Source organism: Devosia neptuniae, from assembly GCF_025452235.1.
In the GTDB taxonomy this organism is placed as follows: domain Bacteria; phylum Pseudomonadota; class Alphaproteobacteria; order Rhizobiales; family Devosiaceae; genus Devosia.
The window spans coordinates 373,850-386,321 of the sequence record NZ_CP104964.1; the positions used below are offsets into that span (position 1 = coordinate 373,850).

At 60.0% G+C, this 12,472-nt stretch carries 14 protein-coding genes and 1 tRNA gene; 6 read left to right on the top strand and 9 right to left on the bottom strand.

Annotated features, from left to right (window positions below):
- Positions 1 to 4 precede the first annotated feature (4 nt).
- The 3 genes from N8A98_RS01785 to cydX are packed head-to-tail and all read left to right on the top strand — an operon-like array spanning position 5 to position 2,877.
- Complete coding sequence (locus N8A98_RS01785; protein ID WP_262165297.1) at positions 5 to 1,609, top strand: cytochrome ubiquinol oxidase subunit I; 1,605 nt, start codon at positions 5 to 7, stop codon at positions 1,607 to 1,609.
- The gene (gene cydB, locus N8A98_RS01790; RefSeq protein ID WP_262165299.1) at positions 1,606 to 2,754 is read left to right on the top strand and encodes a cytochrome d ubiquinol oxidase subunit II; all 1,149 of its coding nucleotides are present in this window, start codon (positions 1,606 to 1,608) and stop codon (positions 2,752 to 2,754) included. Before N8A98_RS01785 ends, cydB begins: the two co-directional genes overlap by 4 nt.
- A gap of 9 nt (positions 2,755 to 2,763) precedes the next feature.
- Complete coding sequence (gene cydX, locus N8A98_RS01795) at positions 2,764 to 2,877, top strand: cytochrome bd-I oxidase subunit CydX (RefSeq protein ID WP_262165302.1); 114 nt, start codon at positions 2,764 to 2,766, stop codon at positions 2,875 to 2,877.
- Between the two features lie 310 nt (positions 2,878 to 3,187).
- Here the strand turns inward: cydX and N8A98_RS01800 are convergent, their stop codons facing one another.
- From N8A98_RS01800 to N8A98_RS01830, 7 genes are all read right to left on the bottom strand, one after another.
- Positions 3,188 to 4,489 (bottom strand): glycoside hydrolase family 130 protein, encoded by a 1,302-nt coding sequence (locus tag N8A98_RS01800; RefSeq protein ID WP_262165304.1) that lies wholly within the window; start codon positions 4,487 to 4,489, stop codon positions 3,188 to 3,190.
- Positions 4,440 to 6,788 carry a glycosyltransferase family 4 protein gene (locus N8A98_RS01805; protein WP_262165306.1) on the bottom strand — a complete coding sequence of 783 codons (2,349 nt, stop codon included), beginning with the start codon at positions 6,786 to 6,788 and terminating at the stop codon, positions 4,440 to 4,442. The genes N8A98_RS01800 and N8A98_RS01805 overlap by 50 nt, the downstream gene beginning before the upstream one ends.
- Positions 6,785 to 7,567 (bottom strand): class I mannose-6-phosphate isomerase, encoded by a 783-nt coding sequence (locus N8A98_RS01810; RefSeq protein ID WP_262165308.1) that lies wholly within the window; start codon positions 7,565 to 7,567, stop codon positions 6,785 to 6,787. Before N8A98_RS01810 ends, N8A98_RS01805 begins: the two co-directional genes overlap by 4 nt.
- A 155-nt stretch (positions 7,568 to 7,722) precedes the next feature.
- A complete protein-coding gene (locus tag N8A98_RS01815; protein ID WP_262165310.1) occupies positions 7,723 to 7,851 on the bottom strand; it encodes a hypothetical protein in 129 nt (42 codons plus the stop codon).
- A 27-nt stretch (positions 7,852 to 7,878) separates the two neighbouring features.
- Positions 7,879 to 8,112: a hypothetical protein gene (locus N8A98_RS01820; protein ID WP_113120823.1), complete on the bottom strand. Its 234-nt coding sequence runs from the start codon at positions 8,110 to 8,112 to the stop codon at positions 7,879 to 7,881.
- Between the two features lie 55 nt (positions 8,113 to 8,167).
- Positions 8,168 to 8,569, bottom strand: a complete 402-nt coding sequence (locus N8A98_RS01825; protein WP_262165314.1) for a hypothetical protein — start codon at positions 8,567 to 8,569, stop codon at positions 8,168 to 8,170.
- Positions 8,570 to 8,583: 14 nt separating this feature from the next.
- The gene (locus N8A98_RS01830; protein WP_262165316.1) at positions 8,584 to 8,976 is read right to left on the bottom strand and encodes a response regulator; all 393 of its coding nucleotides are present in this window, start codon (positions 8,974 to 8,976) and stop codon (positions 8,584 to 8,586) included.
- A 498-nt stretch (positions 8,977 to 9,474) separates the two neighbouring features.
- On the opposite strand from N8A98_RS01830, the gene N8A98_RS01835 reads away from it, so the two are divergent.
- Positions 9,475 to 9,551: transfer RNA gene (locus tag N8A98_RS01835), tRNA-Arg, on the top strand.
- 62 nt (positions 9,552 to 9,613) lie between these two features.
- On the opposite strand, the gene N8A98_RS01840 is transcribed toward N8A98_RS01835, so the two are convergent.
- A complete protein-coding gene (locus tag N8A98_RS01840; protein ID WP_262165318.1) occupies positions 9,614 to 9,985 on the bottom strand; it encodes a hypothetical protein in 372 nt (123 codons plus the stop codon).
- 85 nt (positions 9,986 to 10,070) lie between these two features.
- Between N8A98_RS01840 and N8A98_RS01845 the strand changes: the two genes are divergently transcribed.
- Positions 10,071 to 10,520 (top strand): hypothetical protein, encoded by a 450-nt coding sequence (locus N8A98_RS01845; protein ID WP_262165320.1) that lies wholly within the window; start codon positions 10,071 to 10,073, stop codon positions 10,518 to 10,520.
- 360 nt (positions 10,521 to 10,880) lie between these two features.
- On the top strand, positions 10,881 to 11,282 hold the full coding sequence (locus N8A98_RS01850; RefSeq protein ID WP_262165932.1) for a hypothetical protein: 402 nt from the start codon (positions 10,881 to 10,883) through the stop codon (positions 11,280 to 11,282).
- 76 nt (positions 11,283 to 11,358) lie between these two features.
- On the opposite strand, the gene N8A98_RS01855 is transcribed toward N8A98_RS01850, so the two are convergent.
- Positions 11,359 to 12,414: a Fic family protein gene (locus N8A98_RS01855; protein ID WP_262165322.1), complete on the bottom strand. Its 1,056-nt coding sequence runs from the start codon at positions 12,412 to 12,414 to the stop codon at positions 11,359 to 11,361.
- Positions 12,415 to 12,472 lie beyond the last annotated feature (58 nt).

Sequence of the window (12,472 nt, forward strand, 5' to 3'; positions counted from 1 at the left end):
CGCCATGATCGACATGACGGTTGTCGAACTCTCGCGGTGGCAATTTGCCGCCACCGCCATGTACCATTTTCTTTTCGTGCCGCTGACCCTGGGCCTGTCTTTCATGATGGCCATTATGGAGAGCGTCTACGTGATGACCGGGCGCGATATCTGGCGCAAGGCGACTCTTTTTTGGGGCACGCTGTTCGGCGTCAATTTTGCCATGGGCGTGGCTACCGGCATCGTCATGGAGTTCCAGTTCGGCATGAACTGGAGCTATTACAGTCATTACGTGGGCGACGTTTTCGGGGCGCCGCTGGCCATAGAAGGGCTGATGGCCTTTTTCCTCGAAGCTACGTTTATCGGCGTCTTCTTTTTCGGCTGGGACCGGCTGAGCAAGGTGGGGCACCTCGCCGTCACTTGGCTGACCGCTTTGGGCGCTAATTTCTCGGCCCTGTGGATCCTTATCGCCAACGGCTGGATGCAGAATCCGGTCGGCGCCAAATTCAACCCCGATACCATGCGCATGGAAGTTACCGACTTCATGGCGGTGATCTTCAATCCGGTGGCGCAGGCCAAATTCGTGCATACGGTGAGCGCGGGCTATGTCTGCGGCGCCGTCTTCATCTTCGCCATTTCCTGCCTGTTCCTCCTGCAGGGTAAGCACGCGGAACTGGCCAAACGCTCTATGGTCGTGGCGGCCAGCTTTGGCCTCGCCTCGGCGCTGTCGGTCGTGGTTCTGGGTGATGAGAGCGGCTATGTCGCGACCGAGCAGCAGAAGATGAAGATCGCCGCGATGGAGGCGATGTATCACACCGAGCCCGCGCCTGCAGCGCTGACCCTGTTCGCCATTCCCAGCAGCATACCGGGCGAACCGGTATTCGAGGTGCGTCTGCCCTGGGTGCTAGGCATCATCACCACACGTTCGCTCGATATGGAATTGCCCGGCATCACCGAATTGGTCGAACGTGCGGCAATCCGCATCCAGTCCGGCATGATCGCCTATGGCGCGCTGCAGGACATCAGGGCCGATGGAAGCAATGCCGAGGCACGCGCCCTGTTCGAGCAGCATTGGGCCGATCTAGGTTATGGCCTGCTGCTCAAGAAATACCGGACCGATATCGAGAATGCGACGGGCGAGGAAATTGCCCTGGCCTCGTTCGATACCGTGCCCGATGTGTGGCCCCTGTTCTGGAGCTTCCGCCTGATGGTGGGCGTGGGTTTCTTCTTCATTGCCTTCTTTGCCGTGTGGTTCTACCGCGCCTCGCGCGGCTGGATCGACACTAACCGGACCATGCTGTGGATCGGGGTGGCAACACTGCCGCTGCCCTGGCTCGCCATCGAAGCGGGCTGGTTCATCGCTGAATATGGCCGCCAGCCCTGGGTGGTCGAGGGCGTGCTCCCGACCTTCTATGCCGCCTCGGGGCTGCGCTTCTGGGATCTGGTGATCTCACTCAGCTTCTTTGTCGCGCTCTATACCGTGCTGCTGATCATCATGGTCCTGCTGATGATCAAGATCATCAAGGCCGGGCCGCAGGAAAAGCTCTTTGCCGCCAGCCCCACCGATGACGAGGACTTCGTCATTGCCGCGCTTCCGGCTACTCCCGCCAATAAGGAACTTGGATCATGAGCTCCATTCCGCTCGACTATGAAACCCTGCGCCTGGTCTGGTGGCTGCTGCTGGGCATATTGCTGATTGGCTTTGCCATTATGGGTGGGCGCGACCTTGGCGTGGGCGCGCTGCTGCCCTTTGTCGCCCGTACCGATGAAGAACGACGCGTGCTACTCAATCTCGTTGGGCCGACCTGGGAGGGCAATCAGGTATGGTTGGTGCTAGGGGGCGGGGCGATCTTTGCCGCCTTCCCGCCGCTCTATGCGGTGAGCTTTTCTGGCTTTTATCTGGCCATGATCGTGATCCTCTTGGCCCTGATCCTTCGGCCGGTGGGCTTCAAGTTCCGCGGCAAGGTGAAAGACCCGCGCTGGCGGGCGGCCTGGGACTGGGCGCTGTTCATTGGCGGTTTCGTGCCCTCGCTGATCTTTGGCGTGGCGGTGGGCAATGTGCTGCTGGGCGCTCCATTCCACCTCGATGACACGATGCGGGCCTTCTATACCGGCAACTTCTTCCTGCTGCTGATGCCGTTTGCCCTGCTCTGCGGATTGGTGAGCCTGGGCATGATCGTGACGCAAGGGGCCAGTGTAATCGCCGGGCGGACCACCGGCCCGTTGGCCGAACGGGCGCGGAGCTATGGCACCATTTCGGCCATGGCGACCATTGCCCTTTTCGCGCTGGGCGGCATGTGGATCGCGCTGGGCGTTGATGGCTATACCATTACCAGCGTTGTCGATCCCAACGCGGCAATCAATCCGCTGGCCAAGACTGTGACGCTGACGCGGGGCGGGTGGCTGGCCAATTATGGGCTCTATCCCTGGATGATCCTTGCCCCAGTGCTGGGGTTTGCTGGCATGATCGGCGCCTTGCTGGCGCTACAGGCGCGCTGGCGGTTGCCGGCACTGCTGGCTTCCAGCCTCGGCATTTTCGGCATCACTTCAACGGCGGGCCTGTCGCTATTTCCCTTCCTGTTGCCATCCTCGACGGTGCCGGAGGCGAGCCTGACCGTCTGGGACGCCTCCTCCAGCCATTTGACGCTGTTCATCATGCTGCTGGTGACCTGCTTTTTTCTGCCCATCATCCTCCTCTATACCGGCTGGGTGTTCCGAGTGATGCGTGGCACGGTGAGTACGGAAAGTCTCGAAAAGAACCCCAACGCCTATTAGGAGACGAGCATGTGGTATTTTTCCTGGATTCTCGGGGTCGGCCTCGCCTGCAGTTTCGCCATTCTCAATGCCATGTGGTTCGAGATGCGCGAGGACCGGCATGGTGCAAAAGTAAAGCGCTGACTTTTGACGGCAGGGGCCATTGGGCTTGCCTGCCGCCACTATGTTCTTGCCGATGACAGCTGCTGCGGTACCGCAGCCGTGCTTTCGCTCGAACAGCGGACCGCCATGCGCCAGTTCAGCGCAGGCGATGAAGCGGATACACAGCACACGTGAAGGTCCATCGTCACCGGACCGCCCTTCCACTTTGGCGCGTAAAGATCATCGCGTTGTGTACGTCGCTATGATGTCGAGCCTGATACCTTGTCGGCTGGTAAGGGCGATAGCATGAAAACACAGCCGGCATTCACGACGCGTGTTTCGCCTCACTGCCTCAGGACACCGGGTTCATGGCGCCCAGCAGTGCTTCGATCTTGATGGTGGCGAAATTGGAGAATGTATCTGATACGGCATAGGGCAGAATGATGCGGCTGCCGTGCCGGATGGCGCCGCAGGTATAGACGACATTGGGCACATAGCCTTCGCGTTGGGACGGATCCGGATGGACCAGCGGCTCGCGTGAGCGAGCAATGACTTTGCTCGGATCGGCCTTATCGAGCAGCGCTGCCCCAATGGCATAGCGGCGCACCGGACCGACCCCGTGGGTGAAGAGCAGCCAGCCTTCATCCAGCTCGATGGGTGATCCGCAATTGCCGATCTGCACGAATTCCCAAGGCCATTGCGGCCTGAGGATTGGCTTGCCGCCGTCCCAGGTCAGCAGATCATCGGAATAGATGAGATAGAGGTTCTCATTGTCCTGCCGACCGATCATGGCGTAGCGGCCGTCGATCTTGCGAGGGAACAAAGCCATGCCTTTGTTGCGGGCCGCACTGCCCTTGAGCGGGGTCATGCGGAAGCTCAGAAAATCCTGTGTCTCGATGAGCTCGGAGCGGATGCCGCGGCCGTCATAGGCAGTGTAGGTGGCGTAGTAAGTGCGCTCGCCCTCATCCTCGAACAATACGAAGCGGGCGTCTTCGATGCCGTTGGATTGGGCGGCGGTGACCGGGAACAGCACGCGTTCGCTGATGTCCTGGGTGTCAAACAGCACCTCGACCGGCCCATCGACCTGTGGGTCGAAATTGTCGGGCAGCTTCGCTGTTGCCGCCAACCGTGCCGTGGGATCGATAGAGACGGCGCCATCCTTGGAAAGCGTGCCAGCCCGGAAGGTCAGCGAGGAAACATGGCCCTCTCCCACCGCCCGCAGACTGAGGACGAAGCGCATGCCGCCCGGTGGGGCCAGCGTTTGGTCGGGATGCGGGACAATGCTCGGGTTGAACAGAGCCGAGGCTTCGAAGGAATATTCGTTGAGAAAATAGGCGCCGACCAGCTGGCTTTGCAGCTTGGTGAAGGGCGCGTGGTCAAATAGCGCCTCCTCCATTTCCGCCGCGCGGGTTTCAAAACTGCGCAGCAGATTGCGATGCCGACCCTGGAAGTTTTCCAGCACGTCGGCCAATTGGCTGGCTACGGTTGCGTCGTCCAAAGCCAGGACCCGGTCGACAATATGGTTGGCGCGGGTCTTGTCGGTCGGCTTGAAATCCTTGGGCTCGGTGGCCGGCTTGAAGGGCCGAACGATCACCCGGGCGGGATCAGGACGGAGATAAAGGGCCTGCCGGTTCAGGAATGTTGCTTGCGACAAGGCGACCTCGAAATTGTGGTTTTGGGAAAGGCTGAATATCGCCGCGATGCAGCGGCTGCGAGCGGTCCGGCACGAGCGCGACACGTTCGAACTGACGCATATCGGCCAGGCTGAGCAGGTAGGAGACGACGGATTCGCCGCCCCGATTTTCGTTGCGACGGTCGGGATGGAGGCCATCCCGGCACGAGCCGGTTTCAGGATCGACCAAGGGCAGGCCCAGATCATTGCTGCCCAGGAACCAGGCAAAGGCCCGGCTGGCATCGTCGCGCCAGCGCGGCTGCGCGGTCATGCGCCAGGCAGCAAGGCACGCAGCGATGGTGGCGGCCGCTTCCACCGGCTGCTGATCAAAGGGTTTGGGTGCCAGGCGGATATCGGAAAATCCGCTGCTGCCCACCGGGCGGAACTGGCCGCTTGGGCTGGTCTGGCGGGCCATGAGCCAGCCGAGCATGCGCAATCCAGAAACGCCATAGGCCTCGCTAGCGGTGGCGCGGCCGGCAAGGATCAATGCTTCGCAGAGACGTGCATTGTCATAGGAGAGGCCTTCTTCAAGCCAGATCCAATCAGGGGTTTCCACCCGACGCAGCAGGGCGACGAGGCGGTCGGCGAGCACCAGCCGCAGCCGGGCGGCAAATTTGTCGTTAGCCACCACGGCGCAATAGGCATGCAGGCCCAGCAGCGTGAACGCCCAGGCGCGGGGCGAGGCGAAGCTTTCCACGACGGGCAATGCCTGGGCAAAGAGCGCAGCTGCCCATTGCCGCCGCGAGGCCGATGCGCCGCTGCGGGCGGCAACGCCCAGGGCCCACAGGGTGCGGCCATGGCTGTCTTGTGAGCCCTGTTCTTCGAGCCAGCGGCGGTCAAAGCTCATGAAATTGCGGAAGCGGCCGCTGTCGGGATTGAAGGCGTGTTGCACGAAGGCGGCATAGGCCGATGTGAGCCGGTCGGGCAGACATTCGCGGCCATCGGCGTCGAGCACGCTGGCCAGCAACAGGCCGCGGGCATTGTCATCGACGCAATAGCCATGGGCGCGGTCGGGCACGCAGTGAACGGCGTGCTGGAACAGCCCCGTGCCATCACTCATGGCTTCCAGATGATCGAGCGCCATGGCTGGCAGCTTGGGCGTTTGCTGGCCGCGAAGCAGGTTATGCGCACGCTTTGGCGCACTGACCTCTTCGAGCACGGAGACATAGCGCTCGGCCGTCCGCTCCCAGGTCATGTGGCGGCTATCCGCATAGGCACGGCGGCGCATGGCCTGGCGCCGGGGCTCGTCATTCAGCAGGCCGGCTATTGCCTGACCGGTGGCATTGGCATCGCCGAAGGGCACCAGGATACCCTTCTCGCCAGCGAGCAGCTCTTGCGCGTGCCAATAAGGTGTCGAGACCACCGCATTGCCCAGGCCAAAGCTGTAGGCCAGCGTGCCCGAAGTCATCTGCGCCTGGTTGAGATAGGGCGTCACATAGACATCGCACATGGCGATATATTGCAGCAGCGTGGGCCGATCGACGAACTGGTCGAGAAACACGACATGCTCGCCAATGCCCAGCTCCGCGGCACGGGCCTGCAGGCTTTCGCGATAGGCCTCGCCCCGATCGCGCACCAGGTTGGGATGTGTCGCGCCCAGCACGACATAGATGGCATCGGGGCGGCTTTTGAGCACCAGCGGCATGGCGTCGATCATCACCTCGATGCCCTTATTGGGCGAGAGCAGGCCAAAGGTGAGGATGACGGTCTTGCCGCCGTAACCCAGGCTCAGCTTGGCCGCGTCGGGCTCGACAAAGGCGAAATCGGGAATGCCATGGGGGATCACCTCGATCTTGGCGGCATTGGCGCCGTCGATGGCGAGCAGCAGCTCACGACCCTTTTCGGCCATGACGATGACGCGCGCCGACATGGCCAGGATGCGCTCCAACACACGCCGTTGCGCGGTACTGGGTTCCGCCAAAACGGTGTGCAACGTGGTCACCACCGGTACGGTGAGGCGGTCGAGCAGGTCCAGGATATATTCGCCGGCCTCGCCGCCGAAGATGCCGAATTCGTGCTGTAGCGAGACCGCGTCGAAGCCGCCCTTATTGATGAATTCGGCGGCCCGCACATAATCCTCGAGCCGGTCTTGCTCGACCTCGAAGGCCACAACCTTGGGATAGGTATAGCGGCGGCCGGCATCGGTCATGGCGATGATTACCGTTTCGAGCGGCAAGGGCGAGGCGGCGACGGCCTGCTGCAAATCGGTGGTGAAGGTGGCAATGCCACAACGGCGCGGCAGGGAATTGCCGATAAAGGCGATGCGCTTGATGCGTGTCATGCCGACACCTCCAAATGGGTTGCGGCTTCGAGAAGGCCTGCGGCCACATCGGGGCCGGGATAGGCCACAAGGACGATAGCGCCTGCGGGGCCGGAGGCCAGTTCGGTGCGGCCGGCGGACATGAGGGCGACTTCCCCGACATCGAGATCGTCTTTGCCCAGAGCCAGCCGGCCGGATATGGCCATGATCCAGGTCTCGCCCGAAGCCGTCAGGCGCTGGCTGGATGCGGGCAACAAGGTGAGGCGTTCGAGGATGAAAAACTCATTGGCGATCAGAACCGTGCGAGCCTCGCTCAGCGTGGTGGCGGGCACCTGCGGGGCGGGCGGATTTGCGTCTGCCACGGCAATGGCATTGTCGAGATGCAGTTCACGATCCCGGCCATAGTCGAACATGCGGAATGTGGCGTCGCTGCGCTGCTGGATTTCGGCGATCACGAGGCCTGGTCCGATGGCGTGGATGGTGCCGGCCGGCACGTAAATGACCTCGCCCGCCGTCACGTCGCGCCAGCCGATCAGCTTGGCGACCGAACCATCAAGGATCGCCGCGCGCAGCTCTGCCGGTGTCAGCGCGCGCTTGAGCCCGATAGCCACCTGTGCGCCGTGCCGGGCCGAAAGGACATACCAGGCCTCGGTCTTGCCATTGGGCAGGCCGATGGATTGAGCGAAGGCGTCATCGGGATGCACCTGCACCGACAGGCGCTGTTCGGTGAACAGCAGTTTGAGCAACAGTGCCGGCGCCTCAGCATTCCCGTCGGCCGGCTCGTACCACAGCTCGCCCACCGGCTCGCCGCGTACAATTACGCCGCTCCAAGGCAGCAGGTGGCGGCTGCCCCAGGGCTTGCGGACAATATCGATGCGGGCGCGCTGGGCCCGGCCGACAGCTGGTACAGCGGGCAGTCCTATCGCGGGCGCCCTGGCTGGCAGCGTGGAGGGTGTCAGTGTTTCGCCTTCGGCGCAGAGATCGCTGCGGCCGTCCCCTTCACTGCCGTGGTCTCGACGGCCGGGAGCTTTACGGCCTTTGGTTTCTTGGCTTCGCGATTGCCGTTTTTCCGGTCTTTTGACATGGCTATTTCCTCGGTTTGATTGCAGGTCTATTCGAACAGGCCGGGCGGAAGTCGCCCGATTTCGAGCAACACGATGGGCGTGTCATAGGCGTCGGTTTCGATGTCGACTTCCTGGGAGAAGGCAACCACCCCGGCGCGGATCGGACCGAGCCGTTCGGCGGTCGCGATTGCCGATTCTTCGGTTTTGCAGGGCCTCACGACATCCGCGACGAGCTTGGAGCCCTTAAGGGTGAACCCCTGGACCAGATAGGCAGTCGTCATTTTGGCTCCTTGAGAGCGAGGTAGCTAAGCATTGGGTCGAGCGTTGCAGGGGCCTCTAGGCGATGACCACCCAGCCGCCGACCAGGAGCAAAATGCCCAGTACCAGCATGAAGCCGGAAGCGAAGGCTATCGAGCGCCCATAGCCGATGGCTGGGCGCGAAATGGTTGCAGCCCTGCTCTTGGTAGGCGGCAATTCAACCGGCATGGCTGGAACTGGGCAGCACCTCAGTCGCTTTGGTCGCATCACCATCGATAAGCGTGCCGATGAGGCGAACCAGGCTCTGCTTTTCCGGGCCAAGGCCCCAGCCTTCAGGAAATCGAGCAATTCGGCATCGCTGGTCGCGCCGCCCGAGGGCTCGTTGGCCCGGTGGCGCACCACGACACGCCCATCGATCCGCACCAGGGTCCAGCGGTCGCCATTGCTGCTTTTGTAAATGTCTCGGCTGTTCTGAGTCATTGCGGAGGCCTTTCTCAGGCTTGGGACTTCTGGTCGGCACGAATGCGAAGAATGGCACTTTTGAGCGCCGCCACCGAAAACGGCTTCGCCACGACGGTCTGGCGCCTGTGCCGGGACGGCAGCACGCCAATATCGTGGCAGGAGGTGAAGATGAACGGGATCGCCGCATCATCCAGCGCATTAGCAACACGGAACTCGGGACCAGATTGGTTCAACGAGCATTCCACCAGTGCCATTTGTGGAACAAAGGTCTTGATAGCCAGGAGCGCCTGCTCGGCAGTGGCAGAGGTCACTGACATCCGGCAGCCCAACTCGGCTGCGAAATCTTCCAGGAGAATGGCAATCAGCGTCTCATCTTCGACGATGAGAAGGCGAATATCGGACAATAAGCTTCTGGTTCGAGCCATCTGCTCCTCCGTTGCGGAAGAGCGATCAAGGTTCTCTTAATCGGAAACGCCCGTGGCCTTGCTTCCGATAGCCTCACTGTGCGCCTTGCGGAGGCACATAGCAAATGACTTCGCAAATCGGTCGGCTCATAGGCCGGACGTATCGATGGGCGTGCACCCGAGTTCGCCTGCCTTGCCTTACAATTAGTTTGTGCCCCGTCTGGCCAAAGCAATCCCAGGTGCCGCCCAGCGCGGGGATTTCGGCGTCGGCGTTGCTCCCCGAAAGCTTCGCTGGGTATCGCAGATACATTTTTGGCCAAGAGTGACAGTCTGGGTTGTGTTCTCGCCCAGTTTCGGCTAGCTGAATAATCAGTCGTATACGTGCGGGTTAGGTGACGAAGTTCGTTCCTCAACCGTTGGGTTCATGTTCGCCGGTGGTGATCGTGGAGTGAAAAAGAGCCTAGATTGACACCGTGAGTGAGGGATATTCGGTTCCTTGCAATATCGCACACACAAGATGCACCCGTAGCTCAGCTGGATAGAGCGCTGCCCTCCGAAGGCAGAGGTCACAGATTCGAATTCTGTCGGGTGCACCATCCCGTTTTCACCGGATAAAATTTGCCCTAACACCTTGAAAGGTAAGGTCAAATTTGGTGTTCTAATCCTCATTTCGCTGATAGGTCAATGGTCCTGAAAATGCCAGTTTAAGCACGGCTTGACGGCTTTCAACTTGACCGGATTCCCAAAGTTTCCAGGGGCTTGCGAGGAACATTAGGGAGTTTCTAAGTGCATCGTCGAAGGTGCGGGCGGGGCGGCCGGAAGTTGCGAGCTTCTCAGCGACTGCCAGCTTGTCAGCTTCCAGTTTGCGAAAGCGAGCTTCGTAGGCATTAATAACGCTCACAACGTCGGTCTCAACGATCCGATCAAGTAACTGCGATGCCTGGCGCTCGATCTTGATCAGCTCTGCACCCAAGGCAGCCTTCTGTGCTGCGCCTTGCGACAAACGATGCTCCCAAATATCTTTGAACATGAGAGACGCGGCCCTGAATAAGGATTCGCTTGGAACAAGCTTCCGCAAGAGTTGATCGAATTTCGTGTGGAGCTTCTCCGCCGGAATGGATTTGCCGTATTGCCCGCGCCAACCGCGTGAAGGAGGGCAAGAACAACGGCCTGATCGTCGACTATTGCGGCATCTCGAAAAACCCGGCAAAGCCCTGGCGACGTTTGCCGGGCACACAGGTGACGACACGATGGGCGGTGAAGGGGGGCCGGAGACCGATCCTCTGCACCCTGAAGAAGAGCTCTTGGAAGAACTCTCCGATGCCATCGAGTTTGTTGGTGAGCAGCTAGAAGACAATGGCTTCGACCTGGCCATCCTTAAAACCGCAATGGGATTTGCGAGAAATAAGGCCTTGGTTGATGCCAGGCGGTCAATGTCGATGATGAAAGCCGCAAGAAGTTCGAGATATCGGCGCGCTCGGTTTTCAGGAAGTACAAGGCCTGTCTCACCTTCGAAAGCGTGCAGAAACACCGAGCGGAAAGCGAAGCCATCGCCTTCTCTATAATACCCTGGAGGAAGACCGCGATAGCGCAGACACCTCTGAGATCATCCAGAAGCTGAACGCCATTGTCAGCGAAGCTATTGATGTAGCCGCGGACCCAGCGGCAGGCGACAAAATATTCGACATCTCGAAAATCAACTTCGAGCTGCTCCGTCGGGAGTTTGCCAAGAGCGAACAGAAGCACACGGATGTTCAGGACATGAAGACCGTGATCGAGAACAGGCTCCGCAAGATGCTCGCAGAAAATCCGCTTTGCGTCGATTTCCAGGAGCGCTTCGACGACATCGTCCGTGAATACAACAAGGAAAAAGACAAGAACACGATCGAGGCGACGTTCGAGGCCTTGATGCGGCTCACGGCGGAATGTCAGAGGAAGAAAAGCGTCACGTTGCAGAGGGACTCGATACCGAAGAGCAATTGGCAGTCTTCGACATGCTACTCAAGCCCGACCTCTCAAAGCCAGAAATTAAGAAGGTCAAGTCAGTCGCCGTTTCGCTTTTGCAAGAGCTTGAGCGGCAAATGCTCGACGTCCAGGGCATATTTGACAAGACGGCAACACGCGACCGCTTCCGTCAGTCCATTTACGACTATCTCTATGACGACCGAACTGGCCTGCCTGCCGAGAGCTATAAGCCCCATGACTGGGAGGAAGTATTCATTGCTGGCAAAATTGGAGTTCGCCCGCAGATGATCTGCAACACTCCAAAGTCTTTTCTCAATTTCACCGACATGATCCATTGGTCTTCGCTCAACTTCCGCACTTAACAACTTGATATTGATTGTATTTATAGTGATGCCACAGCTAAGCGGCGGTAAGAGCCTTTTCTGGCGAGCCGTGGCGCTAGCCCCGCGTGTACCAGGTCGCCCTTGCCTTGCCGTGCCTTTTGATCCGACCGGCCTCGACAAGCTCCCGCAGGCGCACCTTGAGGGTATTGCGGTTGGCCCCGAGCTCTCGCTCGATGGCAGCCGGGGTTAGTCGCTCATGGGCTTTGAATAGCGCCAGGATTTGCATGGAAAGCTCCGGCAGCGCATCGTCTGCGCTTTCCTGCTCGCGCTCGCGGTCAAGACGCTTCGCCAGGCTGTCCTTTTGTTTCTTGAGGGCGCGCAGGAAAAATCCGAACCACGGCTCCCAGTCGGGGGCTTCGCCTTTGAGCGTGGTCTGCGTCCGCCTTAAGGCTTTGTAATAGAGGTCCTTGTTTTCTTCGATTACGCGTTCCAGCGAGGCATAGGGCACATAGACGTAGCCCGCCCGAAGAAGAAGCAAGGTAGTGAGGACGCGTGAAAGCCTCCCGTTCCCGTCCTGGAATGGATGGATCGCCAGAAACTGGACGATGAAGACCGCGACGATCAGCAGAGGATGCAGGCTTTCTTCATCAATCGCTTTACGGGTCCAGGCAACCAGCACTTCCATATCGCGCGGCGTGTCGAATGGTGTTGCCGTCTCAAATACGACGCCAAGCTCTTTGCCGTCCGCATCGAAAGCCACGACGTCATTGCGCAGGGTCTTGTATCCCCCGCGATGCCGCTCATCTTTCACACTGTGACGCAGCAGCGTCTGGTGAAGCTGGAAGATGTGGTTTTCGGTCAGGCGCAGATCGTCGAAGGCCTGAAAGACAAGGTCCATCGCCTCGGCGTAGCCCGCGACCTCCTGCTCGTCCCGCGTATTGAACGATTGCATCTTGATGTTGGAGAGAAGCTCTTCGACCTGCGCGTCGGAAAGCTTCGCCCCTTCAATGCGTGTGGATGAGCCCACGCTTTCGACCGTCGCGACTTTGCGCAGCGCGTCCAGCCGGTCGGGCGAGAGTGTTTTCAGGGCGTCCCACCGCCCCTTAAATTCATCGATTTCAGCGATGAGTTTAACGAGGTCCTGGGTTAGTATGATCTTGGGCTCCCTCATGATCGGGTCGCCTGCATATCCAATTCCATACCCGATTATACCCGATTATACCCGATAA